This is a genomic window from Salinimicrobium terrae DSM 17865 (assembly GCF_000424665.1).
In the GTDB taxonomy this organism is placed as follows: domain Bacteria; phylum Bacteroidota; class Bacteroidia; order Flavobacteriales; family Flavobacteriaceae; genus Salinimicrobium; species Salinimicrobium terrae.
The window spans coordinates 1-19,643 of the sequence record NZ_AUKI01000024.1 but is presented as its reverse complement, the minus strand read 5'-3'; the positions used below and the strand labels follow the sequence as shown (position 1 = coordinate 19,643).

The window sequence follows — 19,643 nt, the reverse complement described above, 5'->3', positions numbered from 1 at the left end:
TACTATGAAAAAAGCCTTTTTAAGCTTCTTCTCTTTTCTTTGCTTTACAGGAGCAACTTTTGGACAGGAAAATCTTACCTATCAAAAACCGCCACAGGAAATTCTTGAACTTGTAGATGTTCCATTGGCTCCTTCAACACTTATCGACAGCGATGCCGAAAACATAATTTTTCTTTATCGCGACCAGTTCAAATCAATTGCAGAACTGAGTGAGGAAGAAATGCGCCTTGGAGGATTAAGAATTAATCCTGTTACAAACATTAGCAGTCGCGCTACTTATTTTAATAATATCCAGGTAAAGGATATGAAGGCCGAGGAACCTACGCAGGTACAGGGTCTTCCTGAAAATCCACGCCTTACCAACTTCAGCTGGTCACCAGATGAGTCAAAAATGGCGTTTACGCACACTACTTCAGAAGGGGTAGAGCTTTGGGTAACCGATATTGAGACCGCAAATGCCAGAAAGCTCACCGGACCTACACTTAACGCCAACATGAGGGATGTAATCAACTGGTACCGTGATAACTCTGCTATCCTTGTAAAAATGCTGCCACAGGACCGGAAACCCTTAATAGATCCTGAAACTTCTGTTCCCACCGGCCCTACAGTTTCGGTAAGTGATGGAAAAGAAGCTCAAAACCGGACTTACCAGGATTTATTACAAAATCCCACGGATGAATTCAACTTTGAGCAGTTGGCCCGGGCCGAACTTGTAAAAGTAAACCTCAACGGAGAGACTTCAGAATGGCTGGAGCCAAAGATGTATGATGATATTTCGTTTTCACCTGACGGAAATTACGTAATGGTGAGCCACATAAAACAACCTTTTTCCTACCTTGTACCTTATTACCGTTTTCCTTCAGAAACAACTATTTATACGAAAGATGGAACCCTTGTAAACGAAGTGAACCAGGTGCCACTTATAGAAGATCTTCCGAAGGGATTTATGGCCGAAAGAGAAGGTCGTAGAAATCTTAACTGGAGGAATGATGCTCCGTCCACACTTGTTTATGTGGAAGCTCTTGATGGTGGAGATCCAGAAAAAGAAGCTGAATATAGAGATGAAGTTTTTCTTCTGGAAGCTCCTTTTAAAGGCGAAGGTAGATCTATTCTTCAAACCAAAGACCGTTATGCCGGTATCATATGGGGAGATGACAACACAGCGATAGCCAACGACTACTGGTGGAACAATCGAAATACCCGCACCTACGTTTTTGATCCATCAAACCCGGAACAGGAGCCAAAAGTGCTTTTTGACCGGAATTACCAGGATCGCTACAATGACCCCGGTAGTTTTGTAAGGGTAAAGAACCAATACGGGCAACAGGTTTTAAAATTGGTAGATGAAAACACCTATCTGTTAGGTGACGGCTTTACTCCCGAAGGTCAATATCCATTTGTTGATAAACTTGATCTTGAAACAGGAGAGACTGAGCGACTATACCAATCGAGCTACGACGACCGTAAAGAAACTCTTGTGGAAGCCATTGATATGGAAGAAGGTGAGATTTTGGTGAGGATAGAAGCTTCTGCTGAATATCCGAATTATTTTATTCGTGATATTGACAATGAAGAAGATCTCACCAGGGTTACCTCATTTGAAAATCCCTTTAAGAGCCTTGAAAATGTGAGTAAAGAAGTTATTACTTATGAAAGGGAGGATGGTTTAGAACTTAATGCGACACTGTATTTACCTGAGGGATATGACAAAGAAAATCCTGAAGAGTTACCAATGATCGTCTGGGCTTATCCAAGGGAATTTAAGGACAAGAATTCCGCGTCCCAAAATACGTCTAATGCCAATGATTTTACCTATCCTTATTACGGCTCTCCTGTTTACTGGGTAAACCGTGGTTATGTAGTACTTGATGATGCCTCCTTTCCTATTGTAGGGGAAGGCGAAGAGGAGCCTAATGACAGTTTTAGAAATCAGTTGGTTGCTAATGGTAAAGCTGCTATAGATGCTGTGGATGAGATGGGATTTATTGACAGAGACAGAGTCGCAGTAGGGGGTCACAGTTACGGTGCTTTTATGACTGCAAATCTCCTCTCCCACTCTAATCTTTTTGCTGCCGGAATTGCCCGTAGCGGAGCCTATAACCGTACATTAACTCCTTTTGGGTTCCAGAGTGAAGAGAGAAATTATTGGGAAGCGCCCGAAGTTTATTACAACATGTCACCTTTCATGCATGCCGATAAAATGAAGACTCCCCTGCTGCTTATTCACGGGGAAGCCGACAATAATTCGGGAACTTATCCAATGCAAAGCGAACGTTATTTTAATGCCCTAAAAGGACTTGGTGCTACTGCAAGGTTAGTAATGCTGCCGAAAGAGAGCCATGGCTACAGTGCCAAAGAATCTGTGCTCCATGTTCTTTGGGAACAGGATCAATGGCTGGAGCAATACGTCAAGAACAAGGGCCAGGAGGAAGCTAAGGTCGAACAGAAGAGCCCTGAATTAAAGAATTAAATTGAACATTTTAAAATATAAAAAGCCCGCAATTAGCGGGCTTTACTTTTGGGGATAATTATTTAAAACTTCTAAAAGTTTTCAAATGCATCATAGTCGTTAAATTCAGTTTCGTCAACAAAATTGTCATTATTCATATCCCAGTTGTCAAATGTATTTACATTCCACTCCTCATTGTCAATTAATCCATCTTCATTAGTGTCATACTGTTCAAACCAGGTATTGTTGGTCAAACCTTCGTCCCATTCCTCGGTATCTAATATACCGTCTCTGTTGGTATCCAATATATCGTAATCTACATCTCCAAAATGTTGACCAAAGCCGGTATTAATTCCTTCGTTCCATTCGGTTTCATCAATAAAGCTGTCACGGTTGCGATCAAAGCTATTATATGCTCTTTCTGAAAACTCACTGTCCTCTATTATGCCGTCTGTGTTGGCATCCCAATTGTCATAACCAAGATTATTCCTTTCGCTGAATTCGTTCTGATCCAGTCTTCCATCAACATCTGCATCATAAGTATCAAAATCCTGAGCATAAATTCCTGTTCCAAAAATCATACATGATGCTAAAAATATTCCTTTTAAAGTTTTCATTGTTATTGTTTTAAGTTCAACTTCATTTTCAATCGTCTACGTCCAATTTAATGCACAACAGCACTGATATAAAACACTTTAATGTTTTTAACAGGCCTGGAAAAGAATTTAGAATAATAATAACAGGAATAAAAAAACCGGAACAGCTTAGTCCCGGTTGTAATTTTACAAAAATCCTAAAAAAGTCAGGAATACTGTTTAAAGTTATTGATCTTCACAGTTGCTCCTAAATCGTGCAGTAAATTGTAAAGTCCAAAAAAGGTACGGTTGATATAGAGAAAATGTTTACTTCCTCGATTCCCGTTCATTTTTCTCAATTCCTGATCTTTACTATACTTTTCACTAAGCGTGGTAACTGAAGTCCAGAATCCTTCATCTGAAAAATCGAATTCTTCCCCATGAAAAGGCGCGGTAAATAAACTCAGCATCTGGTAGAACAATTCCGAAAAGAAAGCAATCTCTTTTGGACTATCTTCTTTTCTCAAAATTTCCAGTTCAAACAGCTTTTCGTTGAATAATTCAGGATCATTTATTTTGTCTTTATCGGCAAGTTCGAAATAAGGCTCATAAAAATCCTGTGGCACCTTTTTGATACAACCAAAGTCAATAGCAATGAGATTGTCTTCTTTATCTACAAGGAAATTCCCGGGATGTGGATCGGCATGTACTTCTTTAAGAACGTGCATTTGGTACATATAAAAATCCCAAAGCGCCTGCCCTAATTTGTTTGCTTTGTCCTTGTCCCTATTCTGCTTTGCAAAGTCACTAAGATGAATTCCGTTCATCCAGTCCATTGTGATAATCTTTTCACTGGACAAATCCTCATAATACTGGGGAAATTTAAGGTTGGAAATATGTTTACAGGCTTCTGAAATCTCAATGCTCTGCTTTACTTCAAGCACATAATCTGTTTCCTCCAGCAACTTCCCTTCCACCTCTTTAAAATACCTTTCGGAATCTTTTCCCTGCAAATTGAACATTTTCATAGCAATGGGTTTTACCATTGCGAGATCTGAACTAATACTATCGGCCACCCCGGGATACTGAATTTTGACAGCGAGTTCCTTTCCATCTTTAGTTGCCCTATGCACCTGACCAATACTGGCAGCATTGACAGAATCAAGAGAAAAAGTGTCAAAAAGTTCGTTGGGGTACTGTCCGTGATATTTCTTGAAGGTTTTCCTTACGAGCGGTGCAGAAAGCGGTGGCACGCTGAATTGGGCGAGACTGAATTTTTCTACATAAGCATTTGGAAGGAGACTCTTTTCCATGGAAAGCATCTGCGCAACTTTGAGAGCACTTCCTTTTAGGCTTTTTAGCCCATTATAAATGTCCTCTGCATTGCTTTCATCCAGTTGATCCCGGGAAAGATCTCCGTTTAATGCCTTTTTTGAATAGTATTTCAGGTAGTTTCCTCCCACCTTAATACCCGTTTGAACCATTTTACCGGTACGACTTATTTTTCCGGTAGGAATTTTATCTATTGTTTTCATATTTTGTCAAATTAAAAACCCGACGACTAGATTAGTAGGGGTAACCCAGCCGCGGGAATGGTCTAAAGATGTATAAATCGATCAGGCCATTTTTTCTTTCCAAAGGAATTTTCCAAGATCAAGCACTCTCTCCAATGGGGTATTCTCAAAAAGGTCAAAAACCGTATTCACCGATTTTTCTATTGCCACATCTGTACTTTCAAATTGCGGGGAATTATCATCCATCCAGAACTTTAGCAAAAACATGAGCTGTACCCATGCAGCTTCAGAAAAGACAGTTTCAGACCTTTTTAAAAGCCGTCCCTGTTTTTCCTGATTCCTTTCGCGAATAAGTTCTGCAGTATAATTCTTTACTTCCCGTCGCAGACCTTTAAGTTGTTTAGCATTCTTCGGCATTGGCTCCTCTTTTCTAAGAGTAAACAATACATAACTACGGTTTGCGCTGAGTAGTTCAAAAAAGGTATAATATAAAGTGAGCATTTTCTCCCTGTTATCAAAAGAATTATACTCCTTGCTGTTCTGCATAACTTTTAGGGTATGCTCAAAAAATCTTTTCCAGATCCCCATTTTTAAGCCTTCAAAACTTCCGAAGAAATTGTAGAACTCTGCTTCAGTAATATCATGCTGTTTGCAAAACTTGTATACCATTCCAGGCTCTTCTCCATTTTCCAGCACATCATTCATATAAAATTCAATAAGACGATCCTGCGTTAAAACCTCTTCCTGCTCATTCATTTTCTTTGCTCTTGCCATTGTTTTCTAATTAATTAGGTCAAATTTACAACTTTTGTATAAGTTTAATTCACAAAATTCAAACAATCTCATGTTAAAAGTTTTATACCAGACTTTAAAGTAGTCGGAAAAGAATCTCCCAAATTACTTTCGCTGTCAGTTTGTCAGCGAAGGTTAGTTGGTACTTTTTTTGACATCTCTGGGGGAACGTAAAATTTAATAAACCAAAATATATGGCAACCGGAAATATCAATGTATCTGTTGAAAACATTTTTCCTTTAATCAAAAAGTTTTTATACAGTGATCACGAGATCTTTTTACGCGAATTGATCTCAAACGCCACAGATGCTACTCTTAAATTGAAGCACCTCGCTGCTATTGGGGAGGCTGGAGTAGAATATGGGAACCCTGTCATCGAAGTGAAGATCGACAAGGAAAAGAAGCAACTTATCATTAACGACCAGGGAATTGGAATGACGAAGGAAGAGGTTGAAAAATATATTAACCAGGTAGCTTTTTCGGGCGCTGAAGAATTCCTTGAGAAATATAAGGATTCAGCTAAAGACAGCGGAATTATAGGTCATTTTGGTCTTGGTTTTTATTCTGCCTTTATGGTAGCCAATAAAGTGGAGATCATCACCAAGTCTTACAAAGATGAGCCTGCAGCTCACTGGGTGTGTGAAGGTACTACAGAGTTCACCCTTGAAGAAGCCGATAAAAAAGTCCACGGATCAGACATTATTCTTCATATCAATGAAGATGACAAAGAATTTTTAGAAGAAGGTCGTATTAGGGAATTATTGACCAAGTACAATAAGTTTATGCCGATCCCTATCAAGTTTGGGACTCGCGAAGAAGAACTTCCTCTTCCTGAAGACGCACCTGAAGATGCCGAGCCGGAGACTAAAACAGTTGATAACATTATCAACAATCCAAATCCTGCGTGGACAAAGCAACCAACAGATCTTGAAGACAAGGATTACAAGGATTTCTACAGGGAACTTTACCCAATGCAGTTCGAGGAGCCTTTATTCCACATTCACCTGAACGTTGATTATCCTTTCAACCTTACCGGAATTCTTTATTTCCCAAAGATGTCTCAGGACATGAATATTCAGAAGGATAAAATTCAGCTGTACCAGAATCAGGTTTTCGTAACCGATAATGTTGAAGGTATAGTACCTGAATTTCTTACAATGCTGCGCGGAGTAATTGATTCTCCCGATATCCCGCTGAACGTTTCCCGCTCCTATCTACAGGCAGATGGAGCCGTTAAGAAGATTTCCAGCTACATTACCCGTAAGGTAGCAGATAAGCTGAAGTCTCTTTTCAACAACAATCGTGAGGATTTTGAGAAAAAGTGGAACGACATTAAGATCGTTATTGAGTACGGAATGCTTTCTGAAGACAAGTTCTTTGAAAAAGCTAAAGATTTTGCGCTTTATCCAACAGTAGAGGATAAGTATTTCACTTTTGAAGAATTTATTGAAAAGATAAAAGACAATCAGACCGATAAGGATGGAAATAGAGTAATTCTTTATGCTTCTAATATGGATGCGCAGCACAGTTACATCGAAGCAGCCAAGGATAAAGGCTATGAAGTATTGTTACTGGATTCCCCAATAGTTTCTCACTTGCTCCAAAAGCTGGAAACAGGAGAAGAAAAAATTTCTTTCGCCCGTGTGGATGCCGACCATGTAGACAACCTCATCAAGAAGGATGAAGAGAAGATCTCTAAACTTAACGAAGAGGAAAAAGAAAAGCTGAAGGGAGATTTTGAAAAGGTAGTGCCTAAAGAAAAATATACTGTTCAATTAGAGTCTATGGACAGCAGTGCAGCCCCTCTAATTATCACTCAGCCAGAATTTATGCGCAGAATGAAAGAAATGCAGCAAACCGGCGGCGGCGGAATGTTTGGAATGGGCAACATGCCGGAGATGTATAACCTGGTGGTCAATACCAACCACCCGCTTATTACGGAAATCCTCAACACAAAAACTGAGAAAAAACAGGAGCGTTTGATCAAGCAATCTCTTGACCTGGCAAGATTATCACAAAACCTTCTAAAAGGGGAAGAATTGACCTCCTTTATAAAACGCAGTTTTGAGATGATCAAATAACCTAAGATCACTATTATAATCAGCAACCGCTTCTTTGCCTGTCAGGGAGGCGGTTTTTATTTTCCCTGAAAAATGAATTGAATTGAGAACCGAAGAAAATGAATCCTTCATTAATATGACCTAAGCCTCAGGATTAACCGGTGTTTTTAAATTCCTGAAAATTGTATTGAAGAAAGTAGGGATATCATAAGGCTTTATAATAATATCATTCATTCCGGAATTTAGAATTTCTTCCCGCATTTCCTGTATTTCAACTGCTGTCAAAGCAATAATAGGCACATCCGGATTAAATTCCCGGATTTTCTGGGTAGTTTCCATCCCACTTATTCCAGGCATATTAACATCCATTAGAACCACTCCGAAGGATTCTTTTTTTAACATCTCGATTGCCTGATATCCATCCCCGGCCACCTTACACGTAAATTGTCGTTTTTCCATGATCCTTCTTGTCACAACCTGATTGATCCTGTTATCATCTACAATAAGTGCCTTTTTAAGAATGCTTTCTTCGGAAAAATCACTATCACCCCCTTGTACGTCTGTTTCCTCTATTCCCCCTTGTGCAAACAGGATTGCAAAACTAAACACAGAACCTTCGCCTTCCTTACTTTCCAGGTGGATTTCTGAACCAAATAATTTAAGGAGGTTTCTAACTATAGGAAGACCCAATCCAGTCCCCTGATAATTATAATTATTTGCTCTTAACTGGGAAAACTCTTCAAATATCTCCTGTTGTTTATTTTCAGGAATTCCCATACCGGTATCTCCAACTTCAAAGTAAATAAGACATTTTCCGTCCTCACAATTTTTACATGTTGCCTTGATCCATACCTTTCCGCGTTCGGTAAATTTAACCGCATTTCCTACAAGATTCATAATGATCTGTGAAAGACGAACAGAATCACCAATGAGGGTCCGCGGAATATTTTCACTAATTTGCAGTTCAACAGTATTATTATTTTGATGGCGTGTAAATTCGAAGGATTTTACGATTCCCTTCATGAGGCCATGAATATTAAAAGGAGTATTCTCCAGTGAGACCAACCGGGATTCCATTTTGTTCATCTGCAAAACATCATTAATTAGAGCCAGCAGGTAATCGGCAGAGAACTTCAGAGATTTAAGGTCACCCTCTAATTTTTTATTATTATTATCCTCCAGCAGTAAAGAGGTTAAACCTACAACACCATAAAGCGGAGTCCTTAATTCATGACTTACGGTAGAGAAAAATCGGCTTTTTAAATTTGATAAACGTTCGGCCTCTTCCTTTGCAGTAAATAATTCACTGTTTTTTTCCTTTAACTCAAGAATCAGTTTCTTTCTTGCCCGGTTATTCCTGATTAAGAGAATTATAAACAAGAGCATAACGGAAATAGATATGAGCATAATCAAAGAAATTTGCTCAGACTGATTGATTACCTGATCTTTATATATTTGCTCCCTCCTGGCTCTTTCCAGGTTTTCGCGATATTGGTTAGTTTCGAAACGAGCCTGGGCAGTTTCCATTTGCTTCAGTTTCTCCTTCTCGTATAAAAGAGCGTCATATTCATTATATTTTTCAAGGGCATTATAGGCTCGCTCAAATTCTTCATTTTTGAATAAGACTTCAGCATATCCTTTATAGGCTGAAACAGCATCCATATAGAGGGAGTCCTTTTCGGCAATTCTTATAGCCTCTTCAAAATACTCCTTTGATTGTTCATAATTGTTTTTTCCGGAATGATAAATACCGAAGAGGGAGGCTAATTGACTGTGGATGTAGGGATCCTCATATTCTTCGACAATATCCCTTACTTTCTTCAAATAGGGATATGCTTTATCATACTCCTTCATGTCGAGATGGGTCCATCCCTTGTTCAATATCGGTGTCGCTCTACTATCGGGATCATCAAACTGAGATGCTACTTCTATAGCCTTATCGTAGTAATTGAAACCCCACTCTACCGTTTCCTTATTAGTGGTAAACATATTACCCAGGTTATTATAGGCCCACCATAGAAGCGTATCATTCTGCTCGATCTCTGCATATTCCAATGCTTTTTCGTAGCTATTCTTAGCCCTGAGAGTATCCAACAGCTCGTCATAAGTAATCCCAAGATTATTATAACCATGATAAAGATAATATGGATCTTCTTTCTTGCTGGCTAATTCAATTAGGCTAAGAGAATAATCGATAGCTTTATTGTACTCATAGTCATTAATTGCCCGGGTGGACAACTTTAAAAGCTTCTTTATACTGTCGCGAGCATTCTCTTCTTCAGATTGCGAAAAAGAAAAGGCTGAAAACAATATTGCCAGGAAGAGAGAAAGGAATTTTACGTTCAATTCTGCGACATGTTAAGTTCAATAAAAGGGCGTGGCCAAATTATTTATTTTTAACATCTTATGCAAAATATTTTAAAGTTATATTAAAATTTTTAAGCCTATGTTAAGTTTAATAAACCGGAACTATTTCAAAAAGAAAAACCCGGATAAAACTACCCGGGCTTTCTAGATATTTTACCAGAATTTATTTATAAATTTCATTTAGAATTCCGGCCAACCTAAGTCCGCCTTTCTGAACCTGGTCATGCACCACGGGAAACCATTCGTACATATATTGATAACCAAGTTTTTCGCCTGTTTCAACCGAATCATATACCCTGTTGGCAAGTTCTTTTGATTCGTACATCCAATCCAATACTGATCCTTGTTGAATATTGCGGATCTCTTTTTTAGAAAGGACATCTGTATTATGGGCGAGCTCTGTATAGCTCATGTCAAAGTCATTGATCATTTCACTATCCCAAACCCTGTGAAGATTAGAACCGTCTCCGAACCATCTCACCTGGATGTCATTACCACCCTTATCTTCTCCTCTCCCTGCATGCAAAGGCTGGTGTAGATCTCCAACAAAATGTACAAGTAACTTTAAGTGAAATTCCTTGTCTTCTTTAGTGGCATTTTTATCCTTTAAAACGGCAATTGAATGATTGATAGCATGTACCAGATCTCCTTTTGGATTTGCTTTTTCTTTAGTGTACTTGGTTTCTCCCGGTTCAAGGTTAACATAATGCCAGGGGTTATACTTTCTATAAGCAGGATCACTTTTAATATCATCGCCATAAGTAGATACAAATGCCAGATTCATCCCGTTAAGAAGCTCTCTAACCTGTGCTTTAGCTTTTTTAGTTAAATGCTGTTCTGCCACTTCTCCTGTGGCTCTATGCCCGGTTCTACCCCAATCATTTTCAGAAGCAAATGTAAAGGTGGTAATAAGAAAAGCGGCAACTAGTAAAGTAATTCTCATTTTTTAATATTTTAGGTCCCAAAGATAGAAAAAGGAGGACATTTAGAAATCAATTTCAAAAATCCTGCCTAATTTTCCCATTTTCTGAAAGGTTGGAAAGACAGGGGGGAAATTGTAACTTTAAAAGGAACAAAATTTAGCTTATGAAGATCTTTAAAGAAAAACAGTTTATTAAAAGATGGTGGCTGTTCATGTTCATACTGGCAATTATCTTAATTGTTGTTGGTACGGCGTATTATACAACCCGGGAAGCCGAAGAAGATACTGCCGTGATCATTTCCGTTATTAGTCTTGTAATTGTAATACCCCTGGTTTTTGCACTAGCCTATACCCGATTGGAAACACGAATAGATGAAGAAGGAATAAGCTCTGAATTTAAACCGTTTAAATTTACGCGGAAGCTTTACAAATGGAATGAAATAGAAGAATGCTATATAAGAAAAGTCGATGCGCGCAGGGAATTTGGTGGCTGGGGAATACGCGGCCTCGGAAGTGATAAAAAAGCTTATCATATTTATGGTACAAACGGAATACAAGTAAAAACAATAACCGGAGAAGACCTTCTTATAGGCACCCAAAGACCCCGGGCAGCTGAAGATATTATTCATTTATATTCACCTCATGAAAAATAACATTTGAAAGCCTTTTCTTTTTACCTGCTAATACTCTAAAAACTCCAAGTCCTGTATGATGCCTACTGGTCTTTACATCCAGAACTCGTAAATGCCAGATCGAAATTTGTAAAAAATTATAATGACCTATAAGATTATTTTTACCGACATTGACGGAACTCTGCTCAACAAGGAACGACAACTCTCCCCTCTTACCTTAAAAGTCTTTCAACAGTTAAAAGAGGACCTTCCGGTAGTACTTATTTCTTCCAGAATGCCACAGGCTATGGAGCACCTCCAGAAAGAATTAAACATTGCGCATCAACCGCTTATCTGCTATAATGGTGCTTTAATAAGTATTAATGGTAAAACTGTGGTGTCTAAAGAAATTCCGTGGGAAATAGTGAATGACCTGCATAATTTTAATTTTAATCTTGATCTAAACTGTCATATTAGCCTTTATAACAACAGAGACTGGTATGTCCCCAAAATGGATGAATGGGCCAAAAGAGAGAAAAATAATACAAAGGTAACACCACAGATTAAGTCTAACCGGGCTGTACTTAAAGATTGGAAAAATACTCAAAAAGGTGCGCACAAGATCATGTGTATGGGCGAAGGTGACAAGATAGACGCTATTGAAGATCACCTTTTTAAAGATTATAAAGATCGGTTACATCTTTACCGTTCAAAAGATACTTATCTGGAGATAACCTACAAGGAAGTATCTAAGTTAACAGCTGTGAAATACTTACTGGATTCCCATTTTAGTTTTTCACTCAAGGAAACAATCGCTTTTGGCGACAATTATAATGATTTTGAAATGCTTAAAGCAGCAGGAATGGGAATTGCGGTAGGAAATGCACGACCGGAAATCCTGAAAATTGCCAAACAAGTGACTAAAGATAATACCGAAGACGGAGTGGCCAAGAGTTTACAACAATTATTTAACTTAGCAGAGTTTTAATAAATTTTTAAGACATTCCTAAAAATTGTATTTTGCCAGCCTTTAAAGGCAATATATGAACAATCCCCCTGTTTTTACCAATGATGCAATAGTTTTGGGACTATTGATGCTGGCATTAGGTTTTGTTTTTTTTACCTCTTCCAAACAAGAAGGAATATGGTATAAATTTTATAAAGTAGTACCTGCGCTGTTGATGTGCTACCTCATCCCGGCAATTCTTAATTCCCTTAATATAATTTCAGACGAGACTTCAAATTTATATTTTGTTGCAAGTCGCTATCTGCTACCGGCTTCCCTGGTTTTGATGACGTTAAGCATCGACCTCAAGGCAATTTTCAACCTTGGTCCTAAAGCGCTTATCATGTTCTTTACGGGAACTATAGGAATTATTATTGGAGGACCTATTGCCATCCTTATCATCTCTTCTTTCTCGCCCGAAACTGTGGGAGGTGTAGGCCCAGATGCCGTTTGGCGTGGACTGTCCACCCTTGCGGGAAGCTGGATAGGTGGTGGTGCCAACCAGGCTGCAATGCTGGAGATCTTTGAATATAACCCCGATCTTTACGGCGGAATGGTACTGGTAGATATTGTGGTTGCCAACTTATGGATGGCCATCCTGCTCATGGGAATTGGCAAAAGCGACCGAATTGATGAATGGTTGGGCGCAGACAATTCGGCTATTGAAGGCCTGAAGAAAAAGGTAACTGCTTATGCCGAAAGTGTTACAAGGAATCCTTCGCTTGCAGATCTTATGATCATGTTGGCCCTGGCTTTTGGTGCAGTTGGTTTTGCCCATTGGGCTGCCGATGGAATTTCTACTTTTCTATCTACTAATTACGAAGCTTTTCGCGATAACAAATCGGCCTTGTCTTCTTTTGCTTCTTCCTTTTTCTGGATGATCTCCATTGCAACAGCTGTGGGTATTTTTCTTTCCTTCACACGGGCAAAGAAATACGAAGGTGCCGGAGCAAGCAAGCTTGGGAGTGTATTCATATACTTTCTCGTTGCAACCATTGGTATGAAAATGGACCTGACCATGGTTTTTGATAATCCCGGACTTATTGGTATTGGCTTGGTCTGGATGAGTATTCATGCCGGATTATTAATCCTTGTTGCTAAATTGATTAAAGCACCTTATTTCTTTCTCGCAGTTGGTAGTCAGGCAAATGTGGGAGGTGCGGCATCTGCACCTGTAGTTGCAGCAGCATTTCATCCTTCTTTGGCTACTGTGGGTGTTCTTTTAGCTGTCTTTGGTTATGTAGTAGGGACATATGGCGCTATTCTAAGTACGATTTTAATGCAGTTGGCAGCCGGGGGACAAGGTTAAGAGAGATTTTTTTAGGATATTTGCGCGCATTTTTACCATACAGAAAATATGAAACAAATTGGATTATTAATACTCGCTGCCATCATGGTGGCGGCCTGTTCTTCTGAAGAAAACAACCTACATATCCAGGGAAAAGTACAGGGGTTAAAAAAAGGAACCTTGTATCTGCAAAAAGTTGAAGATACCAGTCTTGTAACAATTGATTCTATTACAATGAAGGGCAGTGAAACATTTGCCTTTGAAACTTTTATTGAAAGTCCGCAGATATTGTACCTGTACCTTAACAAGAAGGACAATAATATTTACGATGACCGTATCATGTTTTTTGCCGAACCTGGAGAAATGATCATCAATACTACACTTAAAAAATTTGAAGAAGATGTAATTATTGAAGGTTCCGAGAATCAAAAAAAGCTTCTGGAGTACCAGGCAATGATGAACCTCTTTAATACCCGGAATCTAGAAATCATCCAGCAAAGTTTAAAGGCTCAACAGGAGGAAAATACGGCATCTTTGGACTCAGCAAATGTGGAATACGATCAGCTTTTAAGAAGAAAATATTTGTTTACCGTAAACTTCGCCCTCAATAATAAAGACTTGGAAATTGCACCTTATCTGGCGATTTCTGAAGTATATGACGCTAACCTAAAATATCTTGATACAATCTATACCTCTCTTACTCCAAAAGTAAAAGAATCGCAGTACGGACAAAATCTAAAAGAATTCCTGAAGGAGCGTCGCGAAAACGAACAGGCTCAGAAGGATTCTGCTCCACAAGCATAACCTCCCGACCGTAAAGTATAAATCCCGTCAATCGACGGGATTTTTTTGTCTCTGTTTTTGGAAAGGTTTAATATTTCATTAGTAATGGGTGGTTCCTGAAATTTTTATTTTGAGAAAAAGCCTTACAAGATGAACAAAACGCTGGAAATAAACAGGCAATATGATTTTATATGTGTGGGAGGAGGAATAATGAGTGCAACTTTAGCAGTAATGCTGAAAATTTTAGATCCCGACCTCAACGTTATAATTTTTGAAAAGCTAGATCAAGTTGCTCTTGAAAGTTCGGCAGCGGTAAATAATGCCGGGACAGGACATTCCGCTTTTTGTGAGCTCAATTATACCCCCCGCAATGAAGATGGAAGTATTAACATCTCTAAGGCTATTAGAATTTTTGAAGAATTTGAAATATCAAAACAGCTTTGGTCTTATCTTATTAAAGTTGGAATGCTGGATGAGCCCGAAACATTTATCAATACTATTCCACATCATGCCTGGGTTCCCGGCGAAAGAAACGTAAGATTTCTGAAAGACAGATTTGAAGCCATGCAGTCTCATTTTATGTTCGAAAACATGGAATACACCGAAGATCACGAGACAATGCGATCCTGGTTTCCACTTATCATGAAAGGCCGTTCGAAAGAAGAAAAACTTGCAGCAACTAGAATGGAACTTGGTACAGGGGTGAATTTTGGAGCACTTACCAGAAAACTCTATAGTGTGCTCAAGGAGAAATTTAATGTTCCAGTCCTTACAGAACATGAAGTATTGGACATAGATCCCGGTAGAAAAGATAAGTGGTTAGCAGAGGTTAAAAACCTGAAGACAGGAGAAACTACCTATTTTGATGCGCAAAATGTTTTCATTGGTGCCGGTGGTGGCGCCTTGCCCCTACTACAAAAAGTGGAAATAGATGCAAAGAATGGTTATGGCGGATTTCCTATTAGCGGTCAATGGTTGTTTTGTAAGAATGAAGATCTAATAAACCAACATTCCGGTAAAGTATATAGCAAAGCAGAAGTAGGTTCTCCCCCAATGTCAGTTCCTCACCTGGACACTCGTTACATCAATGGGAAAAAAGAACTGATGTTTGGGCCTTTCGCCGGTTTCAGTACAAAATTTCTCAAACAAGGCTCGAAGGCCGATCTCGCTAAATCTCTTAACCTGAGTAATCTCCCTTCAATGTGGGGAGTTTTCTGGCATAACCTTGACCTCACAAAATACCTTATTGAGCAGGTAAGTATGGGACACGAGGACCGAATAGAAGAACTGCGCATCTTTCTCAAGGACGCCAGGCCTGAAGACTGGAAACTGCAGATAGCCGGACAAAGAGTGCAGATAATAAAAAGGGATAAAGAAGAAGGAGGTGTTCTGGAATTTGGCACAGATGTGCTTCACAGCAAAGATGGTGCTATTACTGCTTTACTGGGTGCATCACCCGGAGCATCGGTCTCAGTAAAAATAATGCTGGAAGTGCTTGAAATAGTTTTCCCTGAAAAGATGAAAACTCAACAATGGCAAAAGAAGTTAACTCAAATGATCCCTTTTTGGAACCGGGATATAAGAAATCACGAAAAGGAGTTTAAAAGAGTACAGGCAGAAGCTTCAGAATTACTTAACCTGGATGTGCTTCATTAGTATTTTATTTTAAGATTTGAGGAGCGAGATTGTCATTTGAATCTTGAAAAAACTTAATAAGAAAACCTTTTTAGCGCGCCCAAAAACTGCTTCCACTCAGGACAGGCTTCTTGTCCTCAATAAAAAAAGCTCCTTCATTTCTGAAGGAGCTTTAGAGCCGATGGAGGGACTCGAACCCACGACCTGCTGATTACAAATCAGCTGCTCTAGCCAGCTGAGCTACATCGGCAAAAGCTTTATTACTATAAAGCGTTTATTTTTTCAACAAGATCTGTGGCTTTCGCCTCGAATTCTTTTTCTATTCCTTTAAAATGCTGCTTTTTATTCTCAACATCTTTCTGGTTCATCTTTTTGATCAATTCGTCAAATTCTGAAATCGCCTCATCGACAATTTTTTCAGATTTTGCAGGATCTTCATCAGGATGGGTTATCTGGTGCAGGTAAGCAGCCTCAATGATGTCTCCAAAGACGTAATTCATATCCCTTTTTAATGTTCTTCTATTCGCCATCTTTCGCGTAATTTTTCAGCTGCGAATTTACACTATTTCTCAATTCAAAAAACAGTTTTTGAAAAAATTATTCTCCTTTGTAAGTGACAAAATTTCGGGGAGTTTCATACAGTGTGACTTCCAAATCAAGATGTGACTCAAGTTCTGCTCTTAATTTTCGCCATATTATAACAGAAATATTTTCGGCAGTGGGATTGAGATCTTTAAATTCCGGTACTTCCAGGTTCAGGTTTTTATGATCAAAAGACAATTCTATTTTTTCATAAATCAATTCTTTAAGATCTTTCAGATCCATGACAAAACCTGTTTCTTCATTTATTTTACCCGTAACGGCAACTATTAGTTCATAGTTGTGACCATGATAATGCGGATTACTGCATTTACCAAAAACCCACCGGTTTTTCTCCTCGTCCCAGTCCTTTCGATGCAATCTATGTGCAGCATTGAAATGTGCCCGCCTGTTTACCGTTACTCTCATTGCTTGATGTGCTTATAGTATTTATCAAAAATAATTTTAAACCATTCAGTATAGATATCGGGATTTCGCTTCATATCTTCCTTCAGGTTTTCCAGGCTCATCCATTTATAGGCATGGGCCTCTTCGGGATTTAGATCGGGTTCGTTATTGTAATGGCCTACCAGGATATGATCATATTCATGTTCGGTAAGACCATTATCAAAAGGAGCTTTATAAATAAAAGAAATAGTATCTTTTAAATCTGTCGAGAATCCCATTTCTTCCTGCAAGCGGCGCTTTCCGGCTTCAATATTGCTCTCCCCTTCCCGTTGATGACTGCAACAAGTATTGGTCCACAAACCAGGGGAATGGTATTTCCCCAGAGCCCGTTGCTGGATCATGAGTTCATTTCTATCATTAAAAACAAAGACTGAAAAAGCCCTGTGCAGCAAAGCTTTTTCATGAGCTTCCATCTTTGGCATTAGGCCAATTTGCTCATCATTTTCATTCACCAGAATGACTTGTTCTTCTTTCATTGCAAAAATTGAGCATCAAATGTACAAAATCGGCCGGGAAATCTCTTTTTTCTGATTTCCGAAAAGAGACAAAAGGAGTATCCCGGCAGAACACTTATTCACAATCAAATAATTATCTTTGCAGCCTTAAATTCAAGTATGAAGTTTTCAGAAGAGATCAAGAGAAGAAGGACCTTTGGTATTATTTCCCACCCCGATGCCGGTAAAACCACCCTAACCGAAAAACTGCTGCTTTTTGGTGGTGCCATACAGGAAGCCGGGGCTGTGAAGTCTAATAAAATTAAAAAAGGTGCAACCAGTGACTTTATGGAAATTGAGCGCCAGCGTGGGATTTCTGTTGCTACTTCTGTACTTGCTTTTGAATATCAAAAAAATAAGATAAATATCCTCGATACCCCCGGACACAAAGATTTCGCCGAAGACACCTTCAGAACTCTTACTGCCGTAGACAGTGTTATTGTGGTAATTGACGTTGCAAAAGGAGTTGAGGAACAAACCGAAAAACTCGTGGAAGTTTGCCGTATGCGCAATATTCCCATGATCGTGTTTATCAACAAACTTGACCGGGAAGGAAAAGATGCTTTTGAATTGCTTGATGAGATCGAACAAAAGCTTAACCTCACCGTTACACCTCTGAGTTTCCCTATAGGTATGGGATACGACTTTAAAGGGATTTATAATATCTGGGAACAGAACGTGAACCTTTTTACTGGTGATCCAAGAAAAGATATTGAAGAGACTGTAGAAATTTCCAACCTTGAATCAAATGAATTGGACGAACTTATTGGTAAAAAGGCTGCCACTACTTTAAGAGAAGAGCTGGAACTTGTCCATGGTGTGTATCCCGATTTTGATAAAGAAGCTTATCTTGCCGGGAACCTGCAACCGGTATTTTTTGGATCAGCTTTGAACAACTTCGGCGTTCGGGAACTATTGGATTGTTTTATCACGATCGCGCCTCCTCCCCGACCAAAAGACAGCGACATTCGAAAAGTTCATCCTTCCGAAGATCATTTTACAGGCTTTGTTTTCAAAATTCACGCGAATATGGATCCCAAGCACAGGGACAGGCTGGCCTTTATAAAAATTGTTTCAGGAAAGTTTGAAAGAAACACCCCTTACCTACACGTGCGGCATAATAAGAAGCTGAAATTCTCCAGCCCAAACGCCTTTTTTGCTGAAAGAAAGGAAATCGTGGATGTTTCGTATCCGGGAGATATTGTGGGACTCCACGACACGGGGAATTTTAAAATTGGAGACACTTTAACTGAAGGCGAAGAATTGCGATACAAAGGAATCCCCAGCTTCTCTCCCGAACATTTCCGTTATATCAACAACGCAGATCCTATGAAATCCAAACAACTGGAAAAAGGAATTGATCAGTTGATGGATGAAGGAGTAGCTCAGTTATTCACCTTAGAACTCAACGGCCGAAAAGTAATAGGAACGGTAGGAGCGCTTCAGTTCGAGGTAATTCAGTATCGCCTGGAACACGAATACGGCGCGAAATGTACTTATGAAAATTTAAACGTACACAAGGCTTGCTGGGTAGAACCCCAAGATCCTAAAAGTGAAGAATTTAAAGATTTTAAAAGAGTAAAGTCTAAATTCCTCGCAATTGACAAGCAGGGACAACTTGTTTTTCTTGCAGATTCTGCTTTTTCCTTACAAATGGCTCAGCAAAAATATCCTAACGTGAAGTTTCATTTTACTTCGGAATTTTAATAATAATTACTGATGGGTTTCAGGATCTGTGACATTAAATACCCTTTAAAAGTGACATTTTTGGAAGGTATTTATTGTGTTCCATACTTTGTAATTTGATTAAAGCTCCTCTGTAAGCTTCCCTTAAAACCGAACTGTTTAAAAGTAGAATAATTCTTAATTTTAAACAGTATGAAAAAAAGTAAATTTTCTCCACAGCAGATCTCTAAGATCCTCAAAGAATTCGATAACGGTAAAACAGCTGCCGAGATCAGTCGTGAATATGGTGTAAGCACCGCTGCTTTTTACAAATGGCGAGAGCGTTTTAGCGGAATGAATGGTAAAGAGCTTAAGCGACTCAAAGAACTTGAGGAAGAGAATCGTCGACTCAAGCAAATGTATGCCACCCTTTCT

17 protein-coding genes and 1 tRNA gene are annotated in these 19,643 nt (G+C 39.0%); 9 read left to right on the top strand and 9 right to left on the bottom strand.

The genetic code is table 11. The features are described 5' to 3' along the window. Positions 1-4: 4 nt before the first annotated feature. Positions 5-2,470 (top strand): S9 family peptidase, encoded by a 2,466-nt coding sequence (locus H148_RS0111595; RefSeq protein WP_029034950.1) that lies wholly within the window; start codon positions 5-7, stop codon positions 2,468-2,470. A gap of 71 nt (positions 2,471-2,541) precedes the next feature. Here the strand turns inward: H148_RS0111595 and H148_RS17785 are convergent, their stop codons facing one another. The 3 genes from H148_RS17785 to H148_RS0111580 form a co-directional block, all read right to left on the bottom strand. Next, the gene (locus tag H148_RS17785) at positions 2,542-3,066 is read right to left on the bottom strand and encodes an EF-hand domain-containing protein (RefSeq protein WP_083961658.1); all 525 of its coding nucleotides are present in this window, start codon (positions 3,064-3,066) and stop codon (positions 2,542-2,544) included. A 185-nt stretch (positions 3,067-3,251) separates the two neighbouring features. After that, on the bottom strand, positions 3,252-4,559 hold the full coding sequence (locus H148_RS0111585) for an ABC1 kinase family protein (protein ID WP_029034949.1): 1,308 nt from the start codon (positions 4,557-4,559) through the stop codon (positions 3,252-3,254). A gap of 81 nt (positions 4,560-4,640) precedes the next feature. Then, on the bottom strand, positions 4,641-5,312 hold the full coding sequence (locus H148_RS0111580) for a TetR family transcriptional regulator C-terminal domain-containing protein (protein ID WP_029034948.1): 672 nt from the start codon (positions 5,310-5,312) through the stop codon (positions 4,641-4,643). Between the two features lie 212 nt (positions 5,313-5,524). Here H148_RS0111580 and htpG point away from each other — a divergent pair, with 212 nt between their 5' ends. Then, on the top strand, positions 5,525-7,411 hold the full coding sequence (gene htpG / locus H148_RS0111575) for a molecular chaperone HtpG (RefSeq protein WP_029034947.1): 1,887 nt from the start codon (positions 5,525-5,527) through the stop codon (positions 7,409-7,411). Positions 7,412-7,531: 120 nt separating this feature from the next. Here the strand turns inward: htpG and H148_RS0111570 are convergent, their stop codons facing one another. Together H148_RS0111570 and H148_RS0111565 are read right to left on the bottom strand one after the other, a co-directional pair. After that, on the bottom strand, positions 7,532-9,736 hold the full coding sequence (locus H148_RS0111570; RefSeq protein WP_029034946.1) for a tetratricopeptide repeat-containing hybrid sensor histidine kinase/response regulator: 2,205 nt from the start codon (positions 9,734-9,736) through the stop codon (positions 7,532-7,534). 184 nt (positions 9,737-9,920) lie between these two features. Continuing rightward, a complete protein-coding gene (locus H148_RS0111565; RefSeq protein ID WP_029034945.1) occupies positions 9,921-10,700 on the bottom strand; it encodes a S1/P1 nuclease in 780 nt (259 codons plus the stop codon). Positions 10,701-10,843: 143 nt separating this feature from the next. Here H148_RS0111565 and H148_RS0111560 point away from each other — a divergent pair, with 143 nt between their 5' ends. From H148_RS0111560 to mqo, 5 genes are all read left to right on the top strand, one after another. Further along, positions 10,844-11,332 (top strand): hypothetical protein, encoded by a 489-nt coding sequence (locus H148_RS0111560; protein ID WP_029034944.1) that lies wholly within the window; start codon positions 10,844-10,846, stop codon positions 11,330-11,332. A gap of 121 nt (positions 11,333-11,453) precedes the next feature. Beyond that, entirely contained in the window at positions 11,454-12,278 is an 825-nt protein-coding gene (locus H148_RS0111555; protein ID WP_029034943.1) for a Cof-type HAD-IIB family hydrolase, read from the top strand. Positions 12,279-12,333: 55 nt separating this feature from the next. Continuing rightward, the gene (locus tag H148_RS0111550) at positions 12,334-13,605 is read left to right on the top strand and encodes a DUF819 family protein (protein WP_029034942.1); all 1,272 of its coding nucleotides are present in this window, start codon (positions 12,334-12,336) and stop codon (positions 13,603-13,605) included. A 48-nt stretch (positions 13,606-13,653) separates the two neighbouring features. Continuing rightward, complete coding sequence (locus tag H148_RS0111545) at positions 13,654-14,388, top strand: DUF4369 domain-containing protein (RefSeq protein WP_029034941.1); 735 nt, start codon at positions 13,654-13,656, stop codon at positions 14,386-14,388. Between the two features lie 129 nt (positions 14,389-14,517). Further along, positions 14,518-16,023: a malate dehydrogenase (quinone) gene (gene mqo / locus H148_RS0111540; RefSeq protein ID WP_029034940.1), complete on the top strand. Its 1,506-nt coding sequence runs from the start codon at positions 14,518-14,520 to the stop codon at positions 16,021-16,023. A gap of 155 nt (positions 16,024-16,178) precedes the next feature. Here the strand turns inward: mqo and H148_RS0111535 are convergent. The 4 genes from H148_RS0111535 to idi form a co-directional block, all read right to left on the bottom strand. Continuing rightward, positions 16,179-16,252, bottom strand: a tRNA-Thr gene (locus H148_RS0111535). Positions 16,253-16,265: 13 nt separating this feature from the next. Next, entirely contained in the window at positions 16,266-16,532 is a 267-nt protein-coding gene (locus H148_RS0111530) for a hypothetical protein (protein ID WP_029034939.1), read from the bottom strand. 67 nt (positions 16,533-16,599) lie between these two features. Further along, positions 16,600-17,010, bottom strand: coding sequence for a 6-pyruvoyl trahydropterin synthase family protein (locus H148_RS0111525; RefSeq protein WP_029034938.1), 411 nt, complete (start codon positions 17,008-17,010; stop codon positions 16,600-16,602). Beyond that, the gene (idi, locus tag H148_RS0111520) at positions 17,007-17,525 is read right to left on the bottom strand and encodes an isopentenyl-diphosphate Delta-isomerase (RefSeq protein WP_029034937.1); all 519 of its coding nucleotides are present in this window, start codon (positions 17,523-17,525) and stop codon (positions 17,007-17,009) included. The genes H148_RS0111525 and idi overlap by 4 nt, the downstream gene beginning before the upstream one ends. 138 nt (positions 17,526-17,663) lie before the next feature. Between idi and H148_RS0111515 the strand changes: the two genes are divergently transcribed. After that, positions 17,664-19,250, top strand: coding sequence for a peptide chain release factor 3 (locus tag H148_RS0111515; RefSeq protein WP_029034936.1), 1,587 nt, complete (start codon positions 17,664-17,666; stop codon positions 19,248-19,250). A gap of 171 nt (positions 19,251-19,421) precedes the next feature. Then, the coding region (locus H148_RS0111510) for a transposase (protein ID WP_029033400.1) at positions 19,422-19,643 on the top strand (222 nt) is incomplete at its 3' end.

Excerpts from the sequence above, each read along its gene's own strand:
- H148_RS0111595 (WP_029034950.1), top strand. The coding sequence starts at position 5 with ATGAAAAAAGCCTTTTTAAGCTTCTTCTCTTTTCTTTGCTTTACAGGA.
- H148_RS17785 (WP_083961658.1), bottom strand. The coding sequence starts at position 3,066 with ATGAAAACTTTAAAAGGAATATTTTTAGCATCATGTATGATTTTTGGA.
- H148_RS0111585 (WP_029034949.1), bottom strand. The coding sequence starts at position 4,559 with ATGAAAACAATAGATAAAATTCCTACCGGAAAAATAAGTCGTACCGGT.
- H148_RS0111580 (WP_029034948.1), bottom strand. The coding sequence starts at position 5,312 with ATGGCAAGAGCAAAGAAAATGAATGAGCAGGAAGAGGTTTTAACGCAG.
- htpG (WP_029034947.1), top strand. The coding sequence starts at position 5,525 with ATGGCAACCGGAAATATCAATGTATCTGTTGAAAACATTTTTCCTTTA.
- H148_RS0111565 (WP_029034945.1), bottom strand. The coding sequence starts at position 10,700 with ATGAGAATTACTTTACTAGTTGCCGCTTTTCTTATTACCACCTTTACA.
- H148_RS0111560 (WP_029034944.1), top strand. The coding sequence starts at position 10,844 with ATGAAGATCTTTAAAGAAAAACAGTTTATTAAAAGATGGTGGCTGTTC.
- H148_RS0111555 (WP_029034943.1), top strand. The coding sequence starts at position 11,454 with ATGACCTATAAGATTATTTTTACCGACATTGACGGAACTCTGCTCAAC.
- H148_RS0111550 (WP_029034942.1), top strand. The coding sequence starts at position 12,334 with ATGAACAATCCCCCTGTTTTTACCAATGATGCAATAGTTTTGGGACTA.
- H148_RS0111545 (WP_029034941.1), top strand. The coding sequence starts at position 13,654 with ATGAAACAAATTGGATTATTAATACTCGCTGCCATCATGGTGGCGGCC.
- mqo (WP_029034940.1), top strand. The coding sequence starts at position 14,518 with ATGAACAAAACGCTGGAAATAAACAGGCAATATGATTTTATATGTGTG.
- H148_RS0111530 (WP_029034939.1), bottom strand. The coding sequence starts at position 16,532 with ATGGCGAATAGAAGAACATTAAAAAGGGATATGAATTACGTCTTTGGA.
- H148_RS0111525 (WP_029034938.1), bottom strand. The coding sequence starts at position 17,010 with ATGAGAGTAACGGTAAACAGGCGGGCACATTTCAATGCTGCACATAGA.
- idi (WP_029034937.1), bottom strand. The coding sequence starts at position 17,525 with ATGAAAGAAGAACAAGTCATTCTGGTGAATGAAAATGATGAGCAAATT.
- H148_RS0111515 (WP_029034936.1), top strand. The coding sequence starts at position 17,664 with ATGAAGTTTTCAGAAGAGATCAAGAGAAGAAGGACCTTTGGTATTATT.